Origin of the sequence: Geodermatophilus aquaeductus (assembly GCF_900182545.1) — a bacterium.
GTDB classification, from domain to species: domain Bacteria; phylum Actinomycetota; class Actinomycetes; order Mycobacteriales; family Geodermatophilaceae; genus Geodermatophilus; species Geodermatophilus aquaeductus.
On record NZ_FXTJ01000003.1, the window covers coordinates 104,189 to 127,765 of the forward strand.

Consider the following 23,577-nt stretch of genomic DNA (forward strand, 5'->3'; position numbering starts at 1 on the left):
CGATGCTCACTCCCTGTCGCCTCACCGAAGTGCCTTTCCGTCCAGGACCGTCGCCTCGCCCCGCAGGAACGTGGCGACGACGCGGCCGGGCAGCTCCCGGCCCGCGTAGGGGCTGTTGCGGCTGCGGCTGGCCAGCGCGGCCGGGTCGACGACGGACCGGGCGGCGGGGTCGAGCAGCAGCAGGTTCGCCGGCTCACCCGGCGTCAGCGGGCGGCCGTGACCGTCGAGGCGGCCGATGGCCGCGGGGCGCACCGCCATGCGGTCCGCGACGCCGGCCCAGTCGAGCAGGCCGGGCTCCACCAGCGCCTGGACCACGACCGACAGCGCCTGCTCCAGCCCGAGCATCCCGGGCCGGGCCTGCGCCCACTCGCTCTCCTTGTCCTCCACCGCGTGCGGCGCGTGGTCGGTGGCGACGGCGTCGATCGTGCCGTCGGCCAGCCCGGCGCGCAGCGCCTGCACGTCGGCGTCGGTGCGCAGCGGCGGGTTGACCTTGAACACCGGGTCGTAGGACTCGGCGCAGGACTCGGTGAGCAGCAGGTGGTGCGGGGTGACCTCGGCGGTCACCTGCACGCCGCGCGACTTGGCCCACCGCAGGATCTCCACCGACCCGGCGGTGGACACGTGGCAGACGTGCAGCCGTGCGCCCACGTGCTCGGCGAGCAGCACGTCGCGGGCGATGACCGCCTCCTCGGCGGCCGCCGGCCAGCCGGTCAGCCCCAGCCGCGCCGACAGGTCGCCCTCGTTCATCTGCGCGCCGGCGGTCAGCCGCGGCTCCTCGGCGTGCTGGGCGACGACGCCGTCGAAGGCCTTCACGTACTCCAGCGCGCGCCGCATCAGCGCGGGGTCGGCGACGCAGTGCCCGTCGTCGGAGAAGACCCGCACGCGGGCGGCGGAGTCGGCCATCGCGCCGAGCTCGGCCAGCCGCTCGCCGCGCAGCCCGACGGTCACCGCGCCCACCGGGACGACGTCGACCAGCCCGGCCTGCCGGCCCAGCCGCCAGACCTGCTCGACGACGCCGGCGGTGTCGGCGACCGGGTCGGTGTTGGCCATGGCGTGCACCGCGGTGAACCCGCCCAGCGCGGCGGCGCGGCTGCCGGTCTCGACGGTCTCGGCGTCCTCGCGGCCGGGCTCGCGCAGGTGGGTGTGCAGGTCGACCAGGCCGGGCAGCGCCACGAGCCCGTCGGCGTCGACGACGGTCGCGCCGGTGACCGACAACCGCCCGCCCACCGCGGCGATCCGGCCGTCCTCCAGCAGCAGGTCGGCGGGGTCGCCGCCGAGGACGCGCGCCCCCTTGATGAGCGTGGTCACGAGGAGGCGCCTCCGAGCAGCAGGTACAGGACGGCCATGCGCACGCTGACGCCGTTGGCGACCTGCTCGACGATCGTCGAGCGGACCGAGTCGGCGACGTCGGCGGCGATCTCCATGCCGCGGTTCATCGGTCCGGGGTGCATGACGATCGCCTCGTCGCCCAGCGCGGCCAGCCGCAGCGCGTCGAGGCCGTAGCGGCGGCTGTACTCGCGGGCGCTGGGGAAGAACGAGGCGTTCATCCGCTCGAGCTGGACCCGCAGCATCATCACCACGTCGGCCTTGGGCAGGACGGCGTCGAGGTCGTAGGAGACCTGCACCGGCCAGGACCCGACGCCGACCGGCAGCAGCGTCGGCGGGGCGACGAGGGTGACCTCCGCGCCCAGCGTCGACAGCAGCCAGACGTTGGAGCGGGCCACCCGGCTGTGCAGGACGTCGCCGACGATGGCCACCCGGACGCCGTCGAGGCGGCCCAGCCGGCGCCGGATCGTGTACGCGTCGAGCAGCGCCTGGGTGGGGTGCTCGTGCGTGCCGTCACCGGCGTTGACGACACTGCCGCGCACCCAGCCGGCCAGCCGGTGCGGGGCGCCGGAGGCGGAGTGGCGGACGACGATCGCGTCGCTGCCCATCGCCTCGAGCGTGAGCGCGGTGTCCTTGAGGCTCTCGCCCTTGGACACGCTGCTGCCCTTGGCGCTGAAGTTGATGACGTCGGCGGACAGCCGCTTGGCCGCCAGCTCGAAGGAGATCCGGGTGCGGGTGGAGTCCTCGTAGAAGAGGTTGACCACCGTGCGCCCCCGCAGCGTGGGCAGCTTCTTGACCTCGCGGCCGGCCAGCGCCTGGTCGATCTGCGCGGCGGTGTCGAGGACCAGCGTGGCGTCGTCGCGGTCGAGGTCGGCCGCCTCCAGCAGGTGCCGCTTCACGCGCCGGTCACCAGGACCTCGTCCGTGCCGTCGGTCTCGGCGAGGTGCACCCGGACCTTCTGCGCCCGCGACGTCGGCACGTTCTTGCCCACGTAGTCGGCGCGGATCGGCAGCTCGCGGTGGCCGCGGTCGACGAGCACCGCCAGCTGCACCGCGCGGGGCCGGCCGAGGTCGCGCAGGGCGTCGAGCGCGGCGCGGACCGAGCGGCCGGAGAAGAGGACGTCGTCGACGAGGACCACGAGCCGGCCGTCGATGCCCTCGGCCGGGAGGAGGGTGTCCTCCAGCGCGCGGACGCCGCGCATGCGCAGGTCGTCGCGGTAGAGCGTGATGTCGACGGTGCCGACGTCGACCGCGGTCCCGGCGAAGGCGGCGATGCGGCCGGCCAGCCGACGGGCGAGCGGAGCGCCGCGGGTGGGGATGCCCACGAGGACGACGTCGGGGAGCGCGTCCCCGGCCTTCTCGATCACCTGGTGGGCGATCCGGTCGACGACGCGGGCGACGTCGGCGGCGCCGAGCAGGACGGTGGACGGGTTCTCGGGCACGGGCGCGGGCGAGCCGGCCATCGGGCCTCCTTCCCCGCCTCACGGGACGGGTCGTTAAAGGAGTGGGGTGGACCGGGCCCGACCGTACTGCACCCGTCCGTGTGACCGTCGTCGCGCGTCGCGGTACCGCAGGTGGGCACCGGTGTCCGAGGATGATCCCGACGAGGGATGCGCTGTCGCTGCACAGGATCAATGAGTACGCTGCGTGACGACGGAGCCCCGGACACCACGACGGACAGTGAGCGACAGACGCATGAGCACCGACTACTCGCGGGCCCTCGGTGCCCGGCTGCGGGCCATCCGCAACCAGCAGGGCCTCTCCCTCCAGGGCGTGGAGGACAAGTCGCACGGCCGCTGGAAGGCCGTCGTCGTCGGCTCCTACGAGCGTGGCGACCGCGCGGTGACCGTGCAGCGGCTCTCCGAGCTGGCCGTCTTCTACGGCGTGCCGGTCTCCGAGCTGCTGCCCGACCCGCGCCCCTCGTCGGCGGTCACGTCGACGACGAAGATCGTGCTCAACCTCGAGTCGCTGGGCTCGCTGCCCGCCGACGAGGCCGGTCCGCTGGCCCGCTACGCCTCGACCATCCAGGCGCAGCGCCACGACTACAACGGCAAGGTCCTCTCCATCCGCGCGGAGGACCTCAAGTCGCTGGCGATCATCTACGACATGAGCCCCGACGAGCTGACCACCCGGCTCATCGAGTGGGGCGTGCTCAACCCCGGCATGGACGGCGTCGGCAGCCAGGCCGACGACGAGGACGAGGGCTGGGACCGCCGCCGCGCCCCGCGCTGATCATCCGCTCCCCCACGAGGCCCGCCCCGGCACCCGCCGGCGCGGGCCTCGCTGCGTCAGTGGGCGCGGATTGTGCACGCAGCGCGGCCGCGGGCCGCCGCCGGCAGCCGGGTGTGCACAGATCGGGGCCATGCGGCCGGGGGTGACCCCGGTGGGCGCACGCTCGTCCGGCGTCCTCGCAGGTCGCGCACCGGGAACTGTCAGTGGGCGGACCTAGCGTCGGCGGCGCCGAGAACGAGCACCCCGAGGAGCACCCGTGACCACCGTCCCGCCCGTCCCGATGCCCGACCGCGACACCCTGCTGGCGGCCGACCGCCGGGCCGCCCTGCGTCGGGCACAGCGGCTCAACGCCGGGGTCCGGGCCGCCGCGATGCTGGCCGCCGCCGAGGCCGGCCTGCGGGGCTGAGCCTCCCGGGTGCGGGCGGGGCTCAGGACGAGGTGGGCACCTCGGCGTCGAGGATGGCCCCGAGCACGCCGTTGACGTAGGCCGGCGAGTCGTCGGTCGACAGCGCCCGCGCGAGCTCCACGGCCTCGTCGATGACGACGGCGTCGGGCACGTCGTCGGCCCAGAGCAGTTCGAAGACCGCCATCCGCAGGATCGCGCGGTCGACGTCGGGCAGCCGGTCGATCGACCAGCCGCGGGCGTGGGTGTCGATCAGCTCGTCGATGCGGGCGCTGTTGGCCGCCACGCCCTCGACCAGCCGGACGGCGTGCTCGGGGACGGGCGGGGAGACGTCGGCGATCCGCTCGCGCAGCAGCTCCACCGCGTCGGCACCCCGCAGGTCGGCCTCGTAGAGGACGTCGACGGCGCGCTTGCGCGCCTTGGTGCGGGCAGCCATGTCGTCGCGGGGGACGTCAGTTGGCGCGGCCGAGGTACCGGCCGTCGCGGGTGTCGACCTTGAGCTTGTCGCCGGTGTTGACGAACAGCGGCACGTTGATCTGCGCGCCGGTCTCCAGGGTCGCGGGCTTGGTGCCGCCGGTCGAGCGGTCGCCCTGCAGGCCCGGGTCGGTGTGCTGCACCACGAGCTCCATGGTCACCGGGAGCTCGACGTAGAGCGGGGTGCCCTCGTGCACCGCGACGACGGCCTCGGTGTTGTCCAGCAGGTAGTCCGCACCGGTGCCGACGGTGGCCGCCGGGACGTAGATCTGCTCGAAGGTGTCGCCGTCCATGAAGACGAAGTCGTCGCCCTCGCGGTAGAGGTAGGTCATGTTCCGCTTGTCGACCGTGGCCGTCTCGACCTTCGTGCCGGCGTTGAAGGTGCGGTCGACGACCTTGCCCGAGAGCACGTTCTTCAGCGTCGTCCGGACGAACGCGCCGCCCTTGCCGGGCTTGACGTGCTGGAACTCGGTGACGGCCCACAGCTGGCCGTCGAGGTTGAGGACCATGCCGTTCTTGAGGTCGTTGGTGGTAGCCATCTAGAGGACCAGCAGTTCCTTGCTCGTGAGGGTCAACAACTCGGGCGCGTCCGCCGTGACGACGAGCGTGTCCTCGATCCGGACACCGCCGTGGCCGGGGAGGTAGACCCCGGGCTCCACGGTGACGGCCATGCCGGCGGCCAGACTACCCGCGCCCAGCGGGCCGATGCCCGGCGCCTCGTGGATCTCCAGGCCCACGCCGTGCCCGAGGCCGTGGGTGAAGTGCTCGGCGTGACCGGCCGCGGCGATGACGTCGCGGGAGGCCGTGTCCACCGCGACGACGTCGGCACCGACCGCCAGGGCCGCCCGGCCGGCCGCCTGCGCCTCGGCGACCAGCGCGTACACCTCGTGCTGCCAGTCGGCGGCGTGGCCGAGCACCAGCGTGCGGGTCATGTCGGAGTGGTAGCCGTCGACGGTCGCGCCGAAGTCGAGCTTGAGGAAGTCGCCGCCGGCGAGCACGGTGCGGTCGGGGCGGTGGTGCGGGATCGCCGAGTTCGCGCCGGTGGCCACGATCGTCTCGAACGACGGCGCCTCGGCACCCAGCGCCAGCATGCGGGCGTCGAGCTCGCGGCCCACCTCGAGTTCGGTGCGCCCGTGCCGCAGCGCGCCCTCGGCGGCGAGCTCGGCCAGCGCCTGGTCGGCGACCGCGCACGCCCGGCGCAGCGCGTCGACCTCGTCGTCGTCCTTGACGGCACGTAGCGCCTCGACCGCGCGGTGGATCGAGGTGAGCTCGGGCACCGTCCCGCCGGCCGCGGCGTCGGCGAGTACCCGCTCGAGCTGGGCCAGCCCGTCGACGGTCACCTCGTGGCTCTCGTAGCCCAGACGGCCGGCGCCGGCGCGCACGGCCTCGCTCGCCAGCGCCGCAACGGTGGCGCGGTCGACGAGCAGCTCGACGTCGGGGACCTGGGTGGCGGCCTGGGTGGTGTAGCGGCCGTCGGTGCCGAACAGGTCGGACCCGTCGGTGCGCAGCAGCAGCGCGCCGTTGGAGCCGGTGAACCCGGTGAGGTAGCGGACGTTGAGCAGGTTGGTCACCAGGACGGCGTCCAGGCCGCGCTCGGCCGCCGTCGCCCGCAGCCGCTCCCGCCGCTCGGCGGTCCTCACGTCACGCCCTGCGCGGCCAGGTAGCGCAGCGCCAGCTCGTAGCCCTGCACGCCCAGCCCGGCGATCACACCGTCCGCGACGCGGGAGACGTAGGAGTGGTGCCGGAACTCCTCGCGCCTGTGGATGTTGGAGATGTGCACCTCGACCACCGGCGCCTCGACGGCGGCCAGCGCGTCGTGCAGCACCACCGAGGTGTGCGACCAGCCGCCGGGGTTGATGACGACGGCGTCGCCGGCGTCGGTGGCGTCGTGGATCCAGCCGAGCAGCTCGCCCTCGGAGTCGGTCTGGCGCACCTGCACGGTGAGCCCGAGCCCGGCGGCCACCTCCTCGATCTGCGCGACCAGCTGCGCGTACGTCGTCGTCCCGTACACCGCGGGTTCGCGGGTGCCGAGCCGGCCGAGGTTGGCGCCGTTGAGCACCTGCACGGTCACGGTTCCTCCGATACTGCGGCCCACGCCGCGTCCAGCCATGCCTGCTCGGGGTCGGTCAGGATCCCCGGGTAGCCGAGCCCGTCGAGGACGACGAAGCGCAGCGTCGCCCCGCGGGCCTTCTTGTCCACGCGCATGACCGCCTGCAGCGCCGCCCAGTCGCCGGCGTACCGGGTGGGCAGGCCCATCGCGGTGAGCAGGTCGCGGTGCCGGTCGGCCTCGGCCCGCGAGAGGCGCCCCGCCTGCACACCGAGCTCCGCGGCGAAGACCAGCCCGACGGCGACCGCCTCGCCGTGCCGCCAGCCGAAGTCCTCGACCCGCTCGATGGCGTGGCCCAGCGTGTGCCCGTAGTTGAGGTACTCGCGGACGCCGGTGTCGAACAGGTCCTGGCCCACCGCGTCGGCCTTCACCCGCACCGCGCGCTCGATGAGCTCCTCGGTGTCGCGGCGGCCGGTCGGGTCGGCGGCCAGCAGGTCGAGGATGGCGCCGTCGGCGATGAAGCCGCACTTGACCACCTCGGCCATCCCGGCCCGGAACTCCGCCTCGGGCAGCCCGGCGAGGACGTCGGTGTCGGCGAGCACGCCGGCCGGCGGGTGGAACGCGCCGACGAGGTTCTTGCCGGCGCCGGTGTTGATGCCGGTCTTGCCGCCCACCGCGGCGTCGACCATGCCGAGCACGCTGGTGGGCAGGTGCACGACCCGCACGCCGCGGGTCCAGGTGGCGGCGAGGAACCCGGCGAGGTCGGTGACCGCGCCCCCGCCCACGCCCACGACGGCGTCGGAGCGGGTCAGCCCGAGCCGGCCGAACTCCTCCCACGCCTCCGCGGCAACCGCGGCGGTCTTGGCGGCCTCCCCGTCGGGCACGACGACGGCCTCCGCGGCCACCCCGGCGGTCTGGAGCGTCTCGACAGCGGCCCCGGCGAGCGCGGCCAGCGGCGGGGCGTGCACGACGGCGGCCTTCGGCGTGCCGGCCAGCACCAGGCCCAGCTCGACCTGCGCGCCCGGGCCGATGACGACGTCGTAGGGCTCCTCGCCCCCGACGGTCACGCGCCTCATCGCCCGGCCCCCGCGGGGAGGGCGGCGAGCACCTCGGCCGCGACGTCCTGCGGCGTGCGGCCGCCGGTGGGGACGACGGTGGTGGCGACCTCGGCGTACAGCGGCGCGCGCTGCTCGAGCAGGGTCCGCAGCATCGCCCGCGGGTTGACCGCCAGCAGCGGGCGGTCGCGGGAGAGCCCGGCGCGCTTGGCGGCCGAGGGCAGGTCGACGTCGAGGTGGACGACGGTCCCGCCGCCGCGTCCGTAGGCGACGAGCAGCGCCCGGCTCGCCGCGCTGAGGACCGCGCCGCCGCCGAGGGCCAGGACACCGTCGTGCTCGGCGAGGGCGCGGGCGACCGCCTGCTCCTCCAGCGCGCGGAAGTGCGGCTCGCCGGAGCTGATGAACAGGTCGGCGACCGTGGTGCCGGCGACGGCCTCGACGTCGGCGTCGGTGTCCCGGAACGGCAGCCCGAGCGCAGCGGCCACGGCCGTGCCGACGGTGGTCTTGCCCGACGCCGGCGGGCCGACCAGGACGAGGACGGGCCGGCTCACTTGTACGGGAGTGCGTCGAGGTAGCCCTGCACGTTGCGGCGGGTCTCGGGCACCGAGTCGCCGCCGAACTTCTCCAGCGCGGCGTCGGCCAGCACGAGGGCGACCATCGCCTCCATCACCACGGCACCGCGGGGCACCGCGCAGGCGTCGCTGCGCTGGTTGATCGCGACCGCGGCGTCGCCGGTGGCGACGTCGACGGTGGCCAGCGCGCGCGGCACGGTGGAGATCGGCTTCATCGCCGCGCGCACGCGCAGCACCTCGCCGTTGGTCATGCCGCCCTCGATGCCGCCGGCGCGGTCGGTGACCCGGCGCAGCCGGCCCTCGGAGCTGACGATCTCGTCGTGGGCGACCGAGCCGCGGCGGCGGGCGGTCTCCAGGCCGTCGCCGACCTCCACGGCCTTGACCGACTGCACGCCCATGAGCGCGGCGGCCAGGCGGGAGTCCAGCCGGCGGTCCCAGTGCACGTGGCTGCCGAGGCCCGGCGGCAGCCCGTGGACGACGACCTCGACGACGCCGCCGAGGGTGTCGCCGTTCTTCCGGGCGTCGTCGACCTCGGCCACCATCGCCTCGCTGGTGGCGGGGTCGGCGCAGCGCACCGGGTCCTCGTCGATGCGGGGGTTGTCCTGCGGGCCGGGCAGCACGCCGTCGGGCACGGTGACCGGGCCGATGGCGACGACGTGGCTGACCACCTCGACGCCGAGCGCCTGGCGCAGGAACGCCTTGGCGACGGCGCCGAGCGCGACGCGGGCGGCGGTCTCGCGGGCGCTGGCGCGCTCGAGGACCGGCCGGGCGTCGTCGAACCCGTACTTCTGCATGCCGGCGAGGTCGGCGTGGCCGGGCCGCGGGCGGGTCAGCGGCGCGTTGCGGGCCTGGCCGGCGAGCACCTCGGGGTCGACCGGGTCGGCGGCCATGACCGTCGTCCACTTGGGCCACTCGGTGTTGCCCACCTGGACGGCGATCGGGCCGCCCTGGGTCAGCCCGTGCCGCACGCCGCCGGTCAGCGTGACGGCGTCCTGCTCGAAGGACATGCGGGCGCCCCGGCCGTGGCCCAGGCGGCGGCGGGCGAGGTCGACGTCGAGGTCGGAGGTCTGCACCTGCACGCCGGCGGGCAGGCCCTCGAGGATGGCGGTGAGCTGCTGGCCGTGCGACTCACCGGCGGTCAGCCAGCGCAACATGCCCCGGAGTGTAGGAGCCTCAGCCGAGCGGGCCCTCCACCAGGAGGGCGAGGACGGCGCCCACCAGCAGCGGCGGACCGAAGGGCACCGGCGTGCGCCAGTCCGCGCGCCGGGTGGCCACCAGGAGCAGCGAGACCGCCGCGCCGGCGAGCAGGCCGAGGAACACCCCGGCCATCAGCACGCCCCAGCCGGCCCAGCCCAGCAGCAGGCCGAGCAGCGCGAGCAGCTTGACGTCGCCGAGGCCCAGGCCGGACGGGCCGGCCAGCGCGGCGAGGAACGCGATCCCGCCGGCGGCGGCCGCGGCGAGCAGCGCCCGCAGCAGGTCCGGCCAGGTGCCGAGCAGCGCAGCGTCGGCCAGGAACGCGGCCGCGCCGACGGCGGCGGCCGGGTAGGTCACCCGGTCGGGCAGCCGGTGGACGGCGAGGTCGACCTGGGCGAGGACGACCGCGGCCCCGGCCGCCCAGGCGTAGGCGGCGAGCGCGGGGCGGGCGCCGGTGAGCAGCACCGCGCCGCACAGCAGCGCGGCGAGGACGACGGCGGTCGCCACCGCGCGGACGGGCGGGGCGCCAGCGGCGGCGGGGCGGGCCAGCCGGACGGCGGTGCGGGCCAGCAGCGGGCCGAGGACCGCGGCGACGACCACGGCGGCCGCCAGCAGCAGCGCGCGGGGGACGGTCGGGGTCAGCGGGCGTCCAGCGCGGCGCGCATGGGGCCCAGCGGTGCGGGCAGCCCGGTCATCAGCTCCACCTGCACCGTCGCCTGCCAGAACAGCACCTCGAGGCCGCTGACCACGGTGGCGCCCGCCGCGGCGGCCGCGCCGGCCAGCGGCGTGGGCCACGGCGCGTAGAGGACGTCGAGCAGGGTCTGCCCCGCCCGCCACCGCAGGCCGGTGAGCTCGGGGTGGGCGCCGATCGGCACGGTGCTGACGACGACCGGCGCCTCGACCGGGCCGGGCGCCAGCGGGCGGACCCTGGCCTCGACGCCGAGCACGCCCAGCACGTGGGCGACGTCGGCGGCGCGGTCGGGCGCGCGCACGAGCACGTCGACGGACTCGGCGCCCAGCTCGGCCAGCGCCACGGCCGCGGCCGCCGCCGTGCCGCCCGCGCCGACGATCGCCGCGTGCGCGACCCGCTCGACGCCGCCGGTCTGCAGCGCCATGCCGACGCCGTGGACGTCGGTGTTCTCCGCCCGCCAGCCGGTGTCGGTGTGCACCAGGGTGTTGGCGGCGCCGAGCAGGCGGGGCAGCGGGTCGACGTCGTCGGCGACGGCGACGGCGGCCTGCTTGCAGGGCATGGTCACCGAGAACCCGCGCCACTCCGGGCCGAGGCCGGCCACGAGGTCGGCGAGGTCCTCGGGGCCGACGTCGAGGGCGTCGTAGGTCCAGCCGGTCAGGCCGAGCGCGGCGTAGGCAGCGCGGTGCAGCAACGGCGAGAGCGAGTGCCCGACCGGGCGGCCGAGGACGGCCGCCCGGCCGGGCGGGGTCGGGTCGGGCACGGGCCGGTCAGCCACCGCACCCGAGGCCGGCATCGGCGCACTGCTGGCGCGCCACCAGGAACTCGTCGTAGCTGGCGGTGAAGAAGTGCCGGCCGTCGTCGGACGCCAGGACGTAGTAGAGGAGGTCCCCGGTGGTCGGCGCGAGCGCCGCCTCCAGGCTCGCCTCGCCCGGCGCGCCGATCGGGGTCGGCGGGAGGCCCGCGATCCGGCGCGTGTTGTACGGGTTGTCCGACTGCAGGTCGCTGACGGTCAGGTCGTTGCCGTTCTTGTCCAGCCCGTAGGCCAGCGTGGCGTCGATGCCGAGCGGGATGCCCTGGTCCAGGCGGTTGTAGACGACCTGCGCCACGTTGGCCCGCTCGTCGTCGACCCGGGTCTCCCGCTCGATCATCGAGGCGACCACGACGACGTCGTACACCGAGCGGCCGGCCGCGGCGGCCCGCTGCTCGAGCTGCATGCCGGTGGCCATGTCGGTGAACCGGGCGACCATCGCGCGCAGCACGTCGGCGGCGGTGTCGTCGGGCTCGACGTCGTAGGTGGCCGGGAACAGGAAGCCCTCGAGCTGCCCGTTCGCGTAGGGCGGCAGGCCCAGTGCGGCGGGGTCGGCCGCGGCGGCCTGCAGGTCCTCGATCGGCAGGCCGGTGGACTCCGCGATCCGCTGCAGCGTGGCCGCGAGGGTGGTGCCCTCGGGGACGGTGACCCGCGAGACCTGGCGGGTGGCGGGGTCGAGCAGCAGGTCGAGGGCGGCCTGGCCGCTCATCTGCGCCCGCAGGACGTAGACGCCGGGCTGGATGCCGGTGGCGGCGGGGTCGGCCTCGGCGGCCTCGACGAACGGCTCGGAGGAGGCGATGACGTCGGACTCCACGAGGGTGCGCGCGATGTCGCTGAGGGTGTCGCCGTCGCCGACGCGGACCTCCACGGTGCCGGTGCCGGTGCCGGTGTAGTCCTCGGCCTCGGGGTTCACCAGGCCGATGAGCGCGCGGCCGCCGAAGACGATGCCGGCCACCAGCGCGGCGAGGACGAGCAGGGCGAGCACGTTGGCCAGCGGGCTGCGGCGACGGCGGCCGTTGCGCGTGCGGCGCGACCCGTGGTCCTCGTCGTGGTGGTCGTCGTCGTGCAGGTCGTGCAGAGCGTGGTGCTCGTCGTCGTGGTGGTCGTCGTCGTGGTCGTCGGCGTGGTGGTCGTCGGCGAAGACGCCGGGGGCCTCGACGGTGGCAGGCTGCTCGGCGGCCTCGCGGCGGGCGCGGCGGCCGCGGCGGCGGGCACGGTCGGCGCCGCCGGCGCCGAGGACGTCGAGGCCGCCGGTGGCGTCCTCGTCGTCGTGGAGGTCGTCGTGGGGGTCGTCCTGGGGATCGACGTCGTGGTGCGTGTCGGCGAGGCCGCCGACGGCGGGCGCGGCCACGGTGGGCGCGTCGTCGGGATCGCGGGGAGCGGTGTCGTTGCGGCGGGCGAGCTTCGACCACGGCCCGGAGGGGCGCGGCGGCAGTCCGGCGGCCGGCGGCGCGGGCTGGCCCTCGCCGGGCAGGGGGCCGGTGCGGTCGTCCCGCGGGGTCCCGCCGCGGGGGTCGTCGGGGGCGGCGTGCCGGCCGGCGCTGACGGTCCGGATCTCGCGGTCCATGAGCCCGGCGCGCGGCGGGAGGCCGGGCACCGGGCCGGGGGGCGCCAGCCGCGTCGTCGGCGGACCGGCCGTCCAGGTGGCCGGGGAGTTCCCGGGCGGGACGGCGGGCATGCCGGTCAGGCCCCGCCCGTACGGCGGGACCGGACCGTTCACGAGCGCCCCCGTTGGGCGTCGAGATAGGCCTGGAGGATGACCACGGCGGCGGCCTGGTCGATCACGGGGCGCTGGGCGCGGCTGTCGAGCCCGTTCGCCCGCAGGGAACTGGCTGCGGTCACGGTGGAGAGCCTCTCGTCGACGAGGTGCACGGGCACGCTGCCGATGCGCCCGGCGAGTGACCGAGCGTAGGCACGCGCTTCCCGCGCGGAGGCGCCCGACGCACCCGACAGGTGCCTCGGCTCCCCCACGATCACCTCTGTCACCTCGTGTTCCTCGACGAGGGCGACGATCCGGTCGAGGTCCCCGCCGTCGCGGCGGCGCTCGACGGTCTCCAGCGGGCTGGCGAGCGTGCCGGTGGGGTCCGACAGCGCCACGCCGACCCGCACCGTGCCGACGTCGATGCCGAGCCGCCGGCCCTGGCGCGTGCGCCGCGGCGGCAGGGGCAGCCCGGCGGGCAGTCCCTGCGACAGGTCGATCTCGGTGGTCTCGTGGCGCACCGGCGGGAAGCCGGCGCGCAGGTCGATCTGCTCGGTGCGGTGGTGCACCGGCTGCTGGGGCGGCGGGGCCTGCCGGGGCCGCGACGGCGGCACCGCCGGGCGGCCCTGCACCCGCCGCTCCCCCACCGGACCGGTCTCGTCGGGGCGCTGCTCGGGCACTCCGCTCACCTCCCTGTGGCGGTCGCGACCGCCTGCTCGCCGGCCTGCAGGGCGGCGGGGATGCCGCCCGGGTCCGTGCCGCCGCCCTGCGCGACGTCGGGCTTGCCACCGCCCCGGCCACCCACCGGGGCCGCCGCGGCGCGCAGGACGTCGCTGGCGGAGAGCCCGCGCTCCTGGGCGGCGGGGTTGAGGGCGGCGACGAGGGCCACCTTGCCGCCGCTGTCGGACGCCAGCAAGACGACGGCCGGGCGCTCGCCCAGCCGCCCGCGCACGTCGAGGGCGAGGGTGCGCAGGTCACCGCCGGAGAGACCGGCGGGCGAGGCGGTGACGACGGCGACCCCGCCGACGTCCGTGGCGCCGGCCGCCAGCGACCCGGCCGCGGCCTGCGTCTGCTGCGCGCGCAGCTCGGCGATCTCCCGCTCGGTCTCGCGCAGCCGCGACAGGATCCCGCCGACCCGGTCGACCAGGCCGTCGGTGGGCGACTTGAGCAGCTCGCCGAGCTGGCGCACGAGGTCGCGCTCGCGGGCGAGATAGCGGAAGCCCTCGATCCCGACGACGGCCTCGACGCGGCGCGCGCCCGACCCGACCGAGGACTCCCCGGTCAGGGCCAGCGTGCCGATCTGCGCCGAGCCCGCGACGTGCGTGCCACCGCACAGCTCGCGCGACCACGGCCCGCCGATCTCGACGACGCGCACCTGCTCGCTGTAGGTCTCGCCGAACAGCGCCAGCGCGCCGATGGCCTGGGCCTCGGGCAGCGTCATGTACGTGGCGCTCACCCGGTGGTCGGCGCGCACCGCGGCGTTGGCGACGTCCTCGATGTCGTGCCGCTGCTGCTGGGTGAGCGCGCCCTGCCAGGCGAAGTCCAGCCGCAGGTAGCCGGGGCGGTTGTAGGAGCCCGACTGCAGCGCCTGGGGGCCGAGCACCTGGCGCAGCGCGGCGTGCACCACGTGCGTGCCCGAGTGCGCCTGGCAGGCCGACAGCCGCCACTCGCGGTCGACCTCGGCGGTCAGCTCGGCACCCTCGGCCAACTCGCCCTCGAGCACCCGCACCTGGTGCACGACCAGGCCCTTGACCGGGCGCTGGACGTCGAGCACCTCGGCGCGGCCGCCGTCCCAGGTCAGGACGCCGGCGTCGGCCACCTGGCCGCCGGACTCGGCGTAGAACGGCGTGCGGTCCAGGACCACGCGGGTGACCTCGCCGGGCCCGGCCGGCGCGGGCGCGCCGCCGTCCTCGCCGGCCAGGTCGGTGACCAGGCCGAGCACGCGGGAGTCGGTGCGCAGGGTGGAGTAGGCCTGCCAGTCGGTGGGGCCGTGCTCGGCGAGCAGCCGGCGGTAGGCCAGGACGTCGACCGAGCCGGTGCGCTTGGCGCGGGCGTCGGCGCGGGCGCGGTCGCGCTGCTGCTGCATGAGCGCGCGGAAGCCGGCCTCGTCGACGGTCACGCCCTGCTCGGCGGCCATCTCGAGGGTGACGTCGATCGGGAAGCCGTAGGTGTCGTGCAGCGAGAACGCCTGCTCGCCGCTGAGCGCCGGCGTCCCGGCGGCCTTCGCCTCCCGGACGGCGGTGTCGAACAGCGCGGTGCCGGAGGTGAGGGTGCGCCGGAACGCCTCCTCCTCGGCGTAGGCGACGGCGGAGATGCGGTCGAAGTCGGTGACCAGCTCCGGGTAGCTCAGGCCCATCGCGTCGCGGGACACCGGCAGGAGCTCCGGCAGCGAGGCGGCGTCGACGCCGAGCAGCCGCATCGACCGGACGGCGCGGCGCAGCAGCCGGCGCAGGATGTAGCCGCGGCCCTCGTTGCCGGGCGTGACGCCGTCGCCGATGAGCATCAGCCCGCTGCGGACGTGGTCGGCCACCACGCGCAGCCGGACGTCGGCCTCGTGGTCCTTGCCGTAGGTGACCCCGGCGAGGTCGGCCGCGCGGCGCAGCACCGGGGCGACCTCGTCGATCTCGTACATGTTGTCGACGCCCTGCAGCAGGAAGGCCACCCGCTCCAGGCCCATGCCGGTGTCGATGTTCTTCTTCGGCAGCTCGCCGACGATCCGGAAGTCCTCCTTGCTCCGGACGTCGGTGAGCTCGTACTGCATGAAGACGAGGTTCCAGATCTCGAGGAACCGGTCGCCGGCGGTGTCGACCAGCGGGCCGCCGTCGGGCCCGAACTCCGGCCCGCGGTCGTAGTAGATCTCCGAGCACGGCCCGCCCGGGCCGTCGGCGCCGGTGTGCCAGTAGTTGTCCTTCTTGCCCAGCCGCTGGATCCGCTCGAGCGGCAGCCCGGCGATGCGGTGCCAGGCCTCGGCGGCCTCGTCGTCGTCGAGGTAGACGGTCACCCAGATGCGGTCGGGGTCGAAGCCCAGCCCGCCGTCGGCCACGGGGCCGGTCACCAGCTCCCAGGCGTGCTGGATGGCCCCCTCCTTGAAGTAGTCACCGAAGGAGAAGTTGCCGTTCATCTGGAAGAACGTGCCGTGGCGGGTGGTCTTGCCCACCTCCTCGATGTCGAGGGTGCGCACGCACTTCTGCACGCTGGTGGCCCGCGGGAACGGCGCGGGCTCCCGGCCGGTCAGGTACGGGATGAAGGGCACCATGCCGGCGACGGTGAACAGCAGGGAGGGGTCCGGCGACACCAGCGACGCGCTGGGGACGACGGTGTGGCCGCGCTGCTCGAAGTGCTGCAGGAAGCGGCGGCGGATCTCGGCGGTCTGCATGGCCTCTTCGGTCCTCGGGGCGGGGTGTCCCCCGCGTGGTGGGTGCGGCTCAGCGGTCGGCGGCGTGCGCGCCCCGTCGTCCGGGGAGCTGCCGGCCGGGCAGCTGGAGCGGGGAGTCGTCGCGCTCGGGGAGCGGTGCGTCCAGGCCGGTGCCCGAGCGCAGCTCCTCCTCGCGCATCGCGGCGGCGGCGCGCACGTCGGCGCCGAAGTCGCCGATCGCGTCGGCGAGGTCGCGCAGGCCCTCCACCAGCGCCCCGGCGAGGCCCTGCGGGGTCAGCTTCTCGGCGGCGCGGGAGAGCTTGCGGACGACGAGGGCGCCGATGGTGATGCCCATCGCCAGCCAGAACAGCCGGCGCATCAGGCGGCCCGCCGGGCGGCACGGCGCTCACGGCGCGAGGCCTTGTCGCGGGCGGCGGCCTCGGCGATCGCCTGGCCCTCGCGGCGCTTCTTCGTGGCGCTGCGCACGCCGTAGCTGAACGCCGCGACCTTGATCAGCGGGCTGCCCACGGTGGCGGCGACGACGCTGGTCAGCGCCGCGACGTTGCTCGACACGTTGGCCGCGTTGCCGGTGATGTCGTCGACCCGCTCTAGGTTGCTGTTGACCTGGGCGATCGTCGTCTGCGCCTGGCCGAGGATCGGCGCGCTCTGCTCGCGCACCTGGCGGATGGTCAGCGTCGTCTCGTCCAGCGTGCGCCCCAGCTTGAGCACCGGGACGGCGAGCAGCACCACCAGCAGCACCAGCGCCAGGGCGGCGATCAGTCCGGCCCACTCTCCTGCGGACACGCGGGATCTCCTCTACCTCGTCGGCTCGTTCGTCGGCGGCCGGCGTGGTCGCACGCCCGGCGTGGCAACAGTAGTCGCGGCCCTCGGCGGTCAGCGGGCGCGGCGGAGGATCGCCCGGAGCTTGCCGAGCCGGGCGCCGATGCCGGCCTCGGCCCCGCGCGAGGTCGGGCGGTAGTAGTCGCGGCCGACCAGCGCGTCCGGCGGGTACTGCTGCGGGACGATCCCCTCGGGCGCGTCGTGCGGGTAGACGTAGGTCCCGCCGTGCCCGAGCTTCTTGGCCCCGGCGTAGTGCGCGTCGCGCAGACCGGCGGGCACCGGCCCGCCGAGGCCGGCGCGGACGTCGGCCACCGACTCGCCGATCGCCACGGTGACAGCGTTGGACTTCGGCGCGGTGGCCAGGTGGACGACGGCGTGCGCCAGCGGGAAGTGCCCCTCGGGCATGCCGATGAAGGCGACGGCCTCGGCCGCGGCGACGGCGGTCTGCAGCGCGGTGGGGTCGGCCATGCCGATGTCCTCGCTGGCGGAGATGACCAGCCGCCGGGCGATGAAGCGCGGGTCCTCCCCCGCCACGACCATGCGGGCGAGGTAGTGCAGGGCGGCGTCGACGTCGCTGCCGCGGATGGACTTGATCAGCGCGCTGGCGACGTCGTAGTGCATGTCGCCCTGACGGTCGTAGCGCACGGCGGCCTGGGCGACGGCGGTCTCGAGCGTGGCCAGGTCGATCTCGGCGGCGCCCGCCGCGACGGCCGCGCCCGCACCGGACTCCAGCGCGGTCAGCGCCTTGCGCGCGTCGCCGCCGGCCACCCGGACCAGGTGCTCCTCGGCCTCGGCGCTCAGCGTCACGGCACCGGCCAGCCCGCGCTCGTCGGTCAGCGCCCGGTGCAGCACGGCGCGGACGTCGTCGTCACCCAGCGGCTGCAGCGCGAGGACCAGGCTGCGGGACAGCAGCGGGCTGACGACGGAGAAGAACGGGTTCTCGGTGGTGGCGGCGATCAGGCTGACGATGCGGTCCTCGACGGCCGACAGCAGCGAGTCCTGCTGGGTCTTGGAGAACCGGTGGACCTCGTCGATGAACAGCACGGTGCGCCGGCCGGCGTAGGTGAGCTCGCGCTTGGCGCTGGAGATGACCGCGCGGACCTCCTTGACGCCGGCGTCGAGCGCGGAGAGCTGCACGAACTGCCGCCGGGTGGCCAGGGAGATGACGTGCGCGAGCGTCGTCTTGCCGGTGCCCGGCGGGCCGTAGAGGACCAGCGACATGGGCTCGTCGGCCTCGACCAGCCGGCGCAGCGGGGAGCGCGGGCCGAGCAGGTGCGTCTGGCCGACGACCTCGTCGAGCGAGCGCGGGCGCATCCGCACGGCCAGCGGCGCGCCGGGGTCGACGGCCTCGCCGCCGGGTTCGGCCGGCTCGTCGAACAGGGACGTCACGGGTAGCGACGCTACCCGCGGGGCACGACACCTCCCGTGCAGCAGCGACGCATCGGCGACCGTCCCGTCAGCGCCATCGGCCTGGGGGCGATGCCCCTCTCCACCAAGACCGACCGGCCCTCCCGCGAGGACGCGGTCGCCGTCGTCCACGCCGCCCTCGACGCGGGGGTGACGCTCGTCGACACCGCCGACGCCTACGCCCGCGACGAGGCGGAGTTCGGGCACAACGAGTCGCTCGTCGCCGAGGCGCTGGCGTCCTACGGCCATGGTGCGCGCGACGTGCTCGTGGCGACCAAGGGCGGGCACACGCGGCAGGGCACCGACTGGCTGCTCGACGGGTCGCCGGCGTACCTGCGGAAGGCGTGCGAGGCCTCGCTGCGGCGGCTCGGCGTCGACGCGATCGGGCTGTACCAGTTCCACCGGCCCGACCCGGACACGCGGTGGGAGGACTCGATGGGCGCGCTGCGGCAGCTCGCCGACGACGGCCTGGTGCAGAGGGTGGGCATCTCCAACGCCGACGTCGCGCAGATCGACGTCGCCCGCTCGATCGTGGGGCCGGCGCTGGTGAGCGTGCAGAACCAGTTCTCGCCGGGCTGGCGCTTCTCCGCCGAGGAGGTGGCGCACTGCGCGGCGCACGGGCTGGCATTCCTCCCGTGGAGCCCGTTCGGCGGCGTGACCGCGGCCGGCTCGCTGTCCGCGACGGCGCCGGCGTTCGCGGAGGTGGCCGCGGAGCTGGGCGTGTCGGTGTACCAGGTGACGCTGGCCTGGCACCTCGCGCAGTCCGACGTCGTCGTGCCCATCCCGGGGGCGTCGCGGCCGGCGTCCATCCAGGACTCCGCGGCGGCGGCCGACCTGCGGCTGACGCCGGAGCAGCTGGCCCGCCTGGACGCCTGAGGGGCCTGCCGCGGCTGTTGATCATCGGCTGCGTGCACGACACCGCGCGGGACACGCCGCCGGACCGTGCACGCGTCCGATGATCACGACGGGCGTCCTGCCGCTGCGCACAGCAGGCGCCGCCGTCCACAGATGACGACGGCGACACCGCGGCGGGGCGGGTGCGCCCGAGCGTGGCGGCATGGAACCCCTCGACCTCGGGTCGACCTGGACGTGGCGCGAGGCGCGGGCCCGCGGCGCCACCCGGCGGCAGATCGCCGCGGGCGGCGAACAGCTCACCCGTGGCCTCTACCTCTCGCACGCCGAGGCGGCCTCCTTCCGCGCCCGGTGCGCCGCGTGGACCCGGCTGCTGCCCGCGGACGCCGCCTTCGGGCTGGAGAGCGCCGCCGTGCTGCTCGGTGCACAGCCTGACCCTCCAGCTGAGGTCCAGGTCGTGTTGCGTCCGCGCCCCGTCCTCCCGCAGCGGCGCGGGCTGTCGGTCGCGGTGCGGCAGCTGCGCAGCGAGGACGTCGTCGTCTCGGGCGGGCTGCGGGTCACCTCGGGCGCGCAGACCCTCCTCGACCTCGCGGCCGGCCTGCCGCCCGCCGAGCTGGTCGCGGTCGGCGACGCACTCCTGCGCCGCGGCGTCCTGACCCGGGGGGCACTCGACGCCCGACTGCGCCGTGCCGACCGGGTGCGGGGCGTCGTCCGGGCCCGGGAGTGCGCTCCGCTGCTCGACGGCCGGGCGATGTCCCGTCCGGAGAGCCTCCTGCGCTACTGGCTCGCGACCAGCGACCTGCCGCCGCCCGAACCGCAGCTGCCGGTGTGCGACCGCCGCGGCCGGGTGGTCGCGCACGCCGACCTGGGGTGGCGCCGGTACCGGGTCGCCGTCGAGTACGAGGGACGCCAGCACGCCGACACCGGCCAGTTCGGGCGGGACGTCGACCGCTACTCGCTGATGGCCGCCGACGGCTGGCTGGTGCTGCGCTTCGCCGGCCGGCACCTGTCCGGGCCCGCCGTGGTCGTCGAACGGTCCGGCGGTGCGCTGCTCAGCCGCGGATGGCGTCCCGGAGCCCTGACGAGTTGATCATCGGCTGCGTGCACGCGACACGCGTCGACACGCCGGTCGACCGTGCACGCGTCCGATGATCAACTCGCGGGGGCAGCGCTCAGCGCCCCAGCACCTCGCGCAGCGCGGCGAGCACCAGCGCCACCCTGTCGGGGGCGGCGTTGGGGCCCATCAGCCCGATCCGCCACACCGTGGCCGCGTAGGCGCCGACCCCGCCGCCGATCTCCAGGTCGTAGCGCTCGAGCAGCTCCTTGCGCACCGCGGCGGAGTCCACGCCCTCGGGCACCCGCACGGTGGTCAGCTCCGGCAGCCGGTGCCCCTCGGCGGCGAACAGCTCCAGGCCCATCGCCTGCAGACCCTCGTGCAGCAGCCGGCCGGCCTCGGCGTGCCGGGCGTGCACCGCGTCGAGGCCCTCGTCGAGGATCCGGCCGAGCCCGGCGTGCAGCGACACGACCATCCCGGTCGGCGCGGTGTGGTGGTAGGTGCGGCCACCCGACCCGGCCGCCTCGCCCGCGTACCCGCCGAGCATGCCGAGGTCGAGGTACCAGCTGCGCGGCTTCTCGATCCGCCGCTCCCACGCGCGGTCGGAGATGGTGAACGGCGCCAGCCCCGGCGCCACGCCCAGGCACTTCTGCGAGCCGGAGTAGGCGAGGTCGACGCCCCAGTCGTCCAGCCGCACCGGGATGCCGCCGAGGGAGGTCACGCAGTCGGCCAGCAGCAGCGCGTCGCCCTTCCCGGCGGCCAGCGGCTCGAGGTCCGACAGCACACCGGTCGAGGTCTCCGCGTGGACGGCGGCGATCAGCTTCGGCGACGGGTGCGCGGCGAGCACGCGGTCGGCGTCCACGGGCGTGCCCCAGTCGTGGTCGACCCGCACGACCTCGGCGCCGCACCGCCCCGCGACGTCGACCATCCGCTCGCCGAACAGCCCGTTGACCGCCACGACGACGACGTCGCCCGGCCCCACCGTGTTGACGAACGCCGCCTCCATGCCCGCCGACCCGGTGGCCGACAGCGGCAGCGTGCGCCGGTTGGCGGTGCCGAACACCGTCCGCAGCCGCTCGGAGGTCTCGTCGAGGACGCCGAGGAATACCGGGTCCAGGTGCCCGAGCAGCGGCTGCGCGAGGGCGACCGTGGCCTCCGGGTAGGGGTTCGAGGGACCGGGACCGAGCAGGGTGCGGGCGCGCAGCGGCATGCGCCGCACCCTAGGACCGGCCTCCGGCCGCCGCTCGCCCGACACCCGACCCGTCGCTGCCGGGCCCGCGAGGATGGGCACCGTGGACGACGCACCGGGACCGCTCCGCCGCGACGAGGCCGCCGTGATGTGGCGCGCCTACGCCGCCACCCGGCCGGCGGGCGGCCCGCCCGAGGACGAGCCGCCCGTCGAGCGCTTCGGTGACAGCCGGTCGCTGGCCGACGAGCTCATCGCCCTCGTGCTGGCCGGCACCAAACGGGCCACCGCCGGCCTGGTCGCCGACTTCGCGCACGACGGCGAGCCGCTCCCCCGCGTCGGCGGGCACTGGATCGCCTGCGACGGCGACGGCCGGCCCCGCGCGGTCCTGCGCAGCACCGAGCTGCGCGTGGGCCGCCTGGACAGCGTCGACGACGCCTTCGCATGGGACGAGGGCGAGGGCGATCGCACCCGGGCGAGCTGGCTGGCCGGCCACCTCCGCTACTTCACCCGCACCCTCGCCGCCCGCGGGGAGGCGTGGGACGACGACCTCGAGGTGCTCTTCGAGCGTTTCGAGGTCGTCTTCCCCGGGGAGGTCGCGGACTAGGAGGTCGGGTCGGTCGGCCCCGGCGCGCCGGGCTGGCCGGGCAGCGCCGGCTCCTCGGCGAGGGCGTCGATGCCGGCCTCCTTGCGCTGCGCGTCGCTGATCGGCGTGGGCGCGCCGGTCAGCGGGTCGTAGCCGGCGCCGGTCTTCGGGAACGCGATGACCTCGCGGATGGAGTCGACGCCGGCCAGCAACGCGGTCAGCCGGTCCCAGCCCAGCGCGGCGCCGGCGTGCGGCGGCGGGCCGTAGGCGAAGGCCTCGAGGAAGAAGCCGAACCGCTCACGGGCCTCCTCGCGCGACATGCCGAGGGTCTCGAACACCCGCTCCTGCAGGTCCGGGTCGGCGATCCGGACCGAGCCGCTGGCCAGCTCGTTGCCGTTGACGACCAGGTCGTAGGCGTCGGACAGCGCGTTGGCCTTGTCGTCGGCGAAGCCCTCCCGCCACTCGGGGGTGGGCGAGGTGAACGGGTGGTGCATGAACGTCCAGTCGCCGTCCTCGGTCTCCTCGAACATCGGGAAGTCGACGACGAACAGGAACGACCAGCTGCCCGGCTCGATGAGCTCCAGCCGCTTGGCGATCTCGTTGCGGGCGGCGCCGAGCAGCTCCTGCGAGGAGCGGCGCGGTCCGGCGGCGAAGAACACGCAGTCCCCCGGCGAGGCGCCGACGGCCTCGACCAGCCCGGCGCGCTCGGCGTCGGAGATGTTCTTGGCCACCGGGCCGCCGAGCGTGCCGTCCTCGGCGATCGTCACGTAGGCCAGGCCGCGGTAGCCGCGGGAGCGGGCCCAGTCCTGCCAGGCGTCGAAGGCGCGCCGCGGCTGCGAGCCGCCGCCGGGCATGACCACCGCGCCGACGTAGGGCGCCTGGAAGACGCGGAACGGGGTGTCGGCGAAGAAGGAGGTCAGCTCGGTGAGCTCGATGCCGAACCGCAGGTCGGGCTTGTCCGAGCCGAAGCGGTCCATGGCCTCGCGGTAGGTCATCCGCGGGATCTCGCCCACCTCGTGGCCGGCCAGCTCCGACCACAGCGCGCGGACGACGTCCTCGACCACGGCCAGGACGTCGTCGCGCTCGACGAAGCTCATCTCGAAGTCGAGCTGGGTGAACTCCGGCTGCCGGTCGGCGCGGAAGTCCTCGTCCCGGAAGCAGCGGGCGATCTGGTAGTAGCGCTCCAGCCCGCCGATCATCAGCAGCTGCTTGAACAGCTGCGGGGACTGCGGCAGCGCGTACCACTTGCCCGGCTGCAGCCGCACCGGCACGACGAAGTCGCGCGCGCCCTCGGGCGTGGAGCGGGTCAGGTCCGGCGTCTCCACCTCGGTGAAGCCGTTGCGGGCCATGACGCCGCGGGCGATCCGGTTGACCTCGCTGCGCAGCCGCAGGATCCGGGCCGGGCCCTGCCGGCGCAGGTCCAGGTAGCGGTACTTGTAGCGGACGTCGTCGGAGGCGGCCTGGTCGGTCTCGATCGGGAACGGCAGCGGCGCCGCCGACGACAGCACCCGCAGCTCGGCGGCGGCCACCTCGATCTCGCCGGTGGGCAGGTCGGGGTTCTCGTTGCCCGCGGGGCGCTGCCGCACCTCGCCGGTGACCAGCACGCAGAACTCGTTGCGGAGGGCGTGCGCCTCCTCCTCGCGGACGACGACCTGGACGTAGCCCGAGGCGTCGCGGAGGTCGACGAAGACGACGCCGCCGTGGTCGCGCCGGCGGGCCACCCAGCCGGCGAGGGTGACGGTGGAGCCGGCGTCGGACGCGCGCAGCGTGCCGGCGTCGTGGGTGCGGAGCACTAGA

The 23,577-nt window shown here is 75.5% G+C and carries 25 protein-coding genes; 5 read left to right on the plus strand and 20 right to left on the minus strand.

The window, feature by feature from the left end; translation table 11 throughout:
• Positions 1 to 21: 21 nt before the first annotated feature.
• The 3 genes from FN207_RS09370 to pyrR are packed head-to-tail and all read right to left on the minus strand — an operon-like array spanning position 22 to position 2,788.
• The gene (locus FN207_RS09370) at positions 22 to 1,308 is read right to left on the minus strand and encodes a dihydroorotase (RefSeq protein WP_142458255.1); all 1,287 of its coding nucleotides are present in this window, start codon (positions 1,306 to 1,308) and stop codon (positions 22 to 24) included.
• Complete coding sequence (locus tag FN207_RS09375; protein WP_142458256.1) at positions 1,305 to 2,225, minus strand: aspartate carbamoyltransferase catalytic subunit; 921 nt, start codon at positions 2,223 to 2,225, stop codon at positions 1,305 to 1,307. The genes FN207_RS09370 and FN207_RS09375 overlap by 4 nt, the downstream gene beginning before the upstream one ends.
• Complete coding sequence (gene pyrR, locus FN207_RS09380) at positions 2,222 to 2,788, minus strand: bifunctional pyr operon transcriptional regulator/uracil phosphoribosyltransferase PyrR (RefSeq protein WP_142458257.1); 567 nt, start codon at positions 2,786 to 2,788, stop codon at positions 2,222 to 2,224. Before pyrR ends, FN207_RS09375 begins: the two co-directional genes overlap by 4 nt.
• 232 nt (positions 2,789 to 3,020) lie before the next feature.
• On the opposite strand from pyrR, the gene bldD reads away from it, so the two are divergent.
• Both bldD and FN207_RS26225 read left to right on the plus strand, forming a co-directional pair.
• A complete protein-coding gene (gene bldD, locus FN207_RS09385) occupies positions 3,021 to 3,557 on the plus strand; it encodes a transcriptional regulator BldD (RefSeq protein WP_142458258.1) in 537 nt (178 codons plus the stop codon).
• A gap of 256 nt (positions 3,558 to 3,813) precedes the next feature.
• Complete coding sequence (locus FN207_RS26225; RefSeq protein ID WP_185938266.1) at positions 3,814 to 3,963, plus strand: hypothetical protein; 150 nt, start codon at positions 3,814 to 3,816, stop codon at positions 3,961 to 3,963.
• Between the two features lie 22 nt (positions 3,964 to 3,985).
• Here FN207_RS26225 and nusB read toward each other — a convergent pair whose 3' ends face one another.
• From nusB to FN207_RS09460, 15 genes are all read right to left on the minus strand, one after another.
• On the minus strand, positions 3,986 to 4,396 hold the full coding sequence (gene nusB, locus FN207_RS09390) for a transcription antitermination factor NusB (protein ID WP_142458259.1): 411 nt from the start codon (positions 4,394 to 4,396) through the stop codon (positions 3,986 to 3,988).
• 16 nt (positions 4,397 to 4,412) lie between these two features.
• Positions 4,413 to 4,973, minus strand: coding sequence for an elongation factor P (gene efp / locus FN207_RS09395; RefSeq protein ID WP_110908487.1), 561 nt, complete (start codon positions 4,971 to 4,973; stop codon positions 4,413 to 4,415).
• Positions 4,974 to 6,074 carry a M24 family metallopeptidase gene (locus FN207_RS09400; RefSeq protein ID WP_142458260.1) on the minus strand — a complete coding sequence of 367 codons (1,101 nt, stop codon included), beginning with the start codon at positions 6,072 to 6,074 and terminating at the stop codon, positions 4,974 to 4,976.
• Positions 6,071 to 6,505: a type II 3-dehydroquinate dehydratase gene (gene aroQ, locus FN207_RS09405; RefSeq protein ID WP_142458261.1), complete on the minus strand. Its 435-nt coding sequence runs from the start codon at positions 6,503 to 6,505 to the stop codon at positions 6,071 to 6,073. Before aroQ ends, FN207_RS09400 begins: the two co-directional genes overlap by 4 nt.
• Complete coding sequence (aroB, locus tag FN207_RS09410) at positions 6,502 to 7,557, minus strand: 3-dehydroquinate synthase (protein ID WP_142458262.1); 1,056 nt, start codon at positions 7,555 to 7,557, stop codon at positions 6,502 to 6,504. The genes aroQ and aroB overlap by 4 nt, the downstream gene beginning before the upstream one ends.
• Positions 7,554 to 8,087, minus strand: a complete 534-nt coding sequence (locus FN207_RS09415; RefSeq protein ID WP_142458263.1) for a shikimate kinase — start codon at positions 8,085 to 8,087, stop codon at positions 7,554 to 7,556. The genes aroB and FN207_RS09415 overlap by 4 nt, the downstream gene beginning before the upstream one ends.
• Positions 8,084 to 9,262: a chorismate synthase gene (gene aroC, locus FN207_RS09420; protein WP_142458264.1), complete on the minus strand. Its 1,179-nt coding sequence runs from the start codon at positions 9,260 to 9,262 to the stop codon at positions 8,084 to 8,086. Before aroC ends, FN207_RS09415 begins: the two co-directional genes overlap by 4 nt.
• 19 nt (positions 9,263 to 9,281) lie before the next feature.
• Positions 9,282 to 9,902 (minus strand): prepilin peptidase, encoded by a 621-nt coding sequence (locus FN207_RS09425; RefSeq protein WP_246065936.1) that lies wholly within the window; start codon positions 9,900 to 9,902, stop codon positions 9,282 to 9,284.
• A gap of 38 nt (positions 9,903 to 9,940) precedes the next feature.
• Positions 9,941 to 10,768 (minus strand): shikimate dehydrogenase, encoded by an 828-nt coding sequence (locus tag FN207_RS09430; protein ID WP_246065937.1) that lies wholly within the window; start codon positions 10,766 to 10,768, stop codon positions 9,941 to 9,943.
• Positions 10,761 to 12,521 (minus strand): endolytic transglycosylase MltG, encoded by a 1,761-nt coding sequence (gene mltG, locus FN207_RS09435; RefSeq protein ID WP_142458266.1) that lies wholly within the window; start codon positions 12,519 to 12,521, stop codon positions 10,761 to 10,763. Before mltG ends, FN207_RS09430 begins: the two co-directional genes overlap by 8 nt.
• Positions 12,518 to 13,180 carry a Holliday junction resolvase RuvX gene (ruvX, locus tag FN207_RS09440; protein ID WP_185938267.1) on the minus strand — a complete coding sequence of 221 codons (663 nt, stop codon included), beginning with the start codon at positions 13,178 to 13,180 and terminating at the stop codon, positions 12,518 to 12,520. Before ruvX ends, mltG begins: the two co-directional genes overlap by 4 nt.
• A 5-nt stretch (positions 13,181 to 13,185) precedes the next feature.
• Entirely contained in the window at positions 13,186 to 15,876 is a 2,691-nt protein-coding gene (gene alaS, locus FN207_RS09445) for an alanine--tRNA ligase (protein ID WP_142458267.1), read from the minus strand.
• A gap of 49 nt (positions 15,877 to 15,925) precedes the next feature.
• Positions 15,926 to 16,234 (minus strand): hypothetical protein, encoded by a 309-nt coding sequence (locus FN207_RS09450; protein ID WP_142458268.1) that lies wholly within the window; start codon positions 16,232 to 16,234, stop codon positions 15,926 to 15,928.
• The gene (locus FN207_RS09455; protein WP_110908478.1) at positions 16,234 to 16,659 is read right to left on the minus strand and encodes a DUF948 domain-containing protein; all 426 of its coding nucleotides are present in this window, start codon (positions 16,657 to 16,659) and stop codon (positions 16,234 to 16,236) included. The genes FN207_RS09450 and FN207_RS09455 overlap by 1 nt, the downstream gene beginning before the upstream one ends.
• Before the next feature lie 90 nt (positions 16,660 to 16,749).
• The gene (locus FN207_RS09460; protein ID WP_142458269.1) at positions 16,750 to 18,084 is read right to left on the minus strand and encodes a replication-associated recombination protein A; all 1,335 of its coding nucleotides are present in this window, start codon (positions 18,082 to 18,084) and stop codon (positions 16,750 to 16,752) included.
• A 36-nt stretch (positions 18,085 to 18,120) separates the two neighbouring features.
• Between FN207_RS09460 and FN207_RS09465 the strand changes: the two genes are divergently transcribed.
• A complete protein-coding gene (locus FN207_RS09465) occupies positions 18,121 to 18,978 on the plus strand; it encodes an aldo/keto reductase (RefSeq protein ID WP_142458270.1) in 858 nt (285 codons plus the stop codon).
• Between the two features lie 181 nt (positions 18,979 to 19,159).
• Positions 19,160 to 20,044 carry a hypothetical protein gene (locus tag FN207_RS09470; RefSeq protein WP_142458271.1) on the plus strand — a complete coding sequence of 295 codons (885 nt, stop codon included), beginning with the start codon at positions 19,160 to 19,162 and terminating at the stop codon, positions 20,042 to 20,044.
• 82 nt (positions 20,045 to 20,126) lie between these two features.
• Here the strand turns inward: FN207_RS09470 and FN207_RS09475 are convergent, their stop codons facing one another.
• A complete protein-coding gene (locus FN207_RS09475; RefSeq protein WP_142458272.1) occupies positions 20,127 to 21,218 on the minus strand; it encodes a pyridoxal-phosphate-dependent aminotransferase family protein in 1,092 nt (363 codons plus the stop codon).
• 82 nt (positions 21,219 to 21,300) lie between these two features.
• Between FN207_RS09475 and FN207_RS09480 the strand changes: the two genes are divergently transcribed.
• Complete coding sequence (locus tag FN207_RS09480; protein WP_221888125.1) at positions 21,301 to 21,801, plus strand: ASCH domain-containing protein; 501 nt, start codon at positions 21,301 to 21,303, stop codon at positions 21,799 to 21,801.
• On the opposite strand, the gene aspS is transcribed toward FN207_RS09480, so the two are convergent.
• Positions 21,798 to 23,573, minus strand: coding sequence for an aspartate--tRNA ligase (gene aspS, locus FN207_RS09485; protein WP_142458274.1), 1,776 nt, complete (start codon positions 23,571 to 23,573; stop codon positions 21,798 to 21,800). The genes FN207_RS09480 and aspS overlap by 4 nt on opposite strands.
• Between the last annotated feature and the right edge of the window lie 4 nt (positions 23,574 to 23,577).

Bases quoted from the DNA above. Each gene is read 5' to 3' on its own strand.
- bldD (WP_142458258.1), top strand. From the start codon at position 3,021: ATGAGCACCGACTACTCGCGGGCCCTCGGTGCCCGGCTGCGGGCCATC.
- efp (WP_110908487.1), bottom strand. From the start codon at position 4,973: ATGGCTACCACCAACGACCTCAAGAACGGCATGGTCCTCAACCTCGAC.
- FN207_RS09470 (WP_142458271.1), top strand. From the start codon at position 19,160: ATGGAACCCCTCGACCTCGGGTCGACCTGGACGTGGCGCGAGGCGCGG.
- alaS (WP_142458267.1), bottom strand. From the start codon at position 15,876: ATGCAGACCGCCGAGATCCGCCGCCGCTTCCTGCAGCACTTCGAGCAG.
- pyrR (WP_142458257.1), bottom strand. From the start codon at position 2,788: ATGGCCGGCTCGCCCGCGCCCGTGCCCGAGAACCCGTCCACCGTCCTG.
- FN207_RS09450 (WP_142458268.1), bottom strand. From the start codon at position 16,234: ATGCGCCGGCTGTTCTGGCTGGCGATGGGCATCACCATCGGCGCCCTC.
- aroB (WP_142458262.1), bottom strand. From the start codon at position 7,557: ATGAGGCGCGTGACCGTCGGGGGCGAGGAGCCCTACGACGTCGTCATC.
- aroC (WP_142458264.1), bottom strand. From the start codon at position 9,262: ATGTTGCGCTGGCTGACCGCCGGTGAGTCGCACGGCCAGCAGCTCACC.
- FN207_RS09475 (WP_142458272.1), bottom strand. From the start codon at position 21,218: ATGCCGCTGCGCGCCCGCACCCTGCTCGGTCCCGGTCCCTCGAACCCC.
- nusB (WP_142458259.1), bottom strand. From the start codon at position 4,396: ATGGCTGCCCGCACCAAGGCGCGCAAGCGCGCCGTCGACGTCCTCTAC.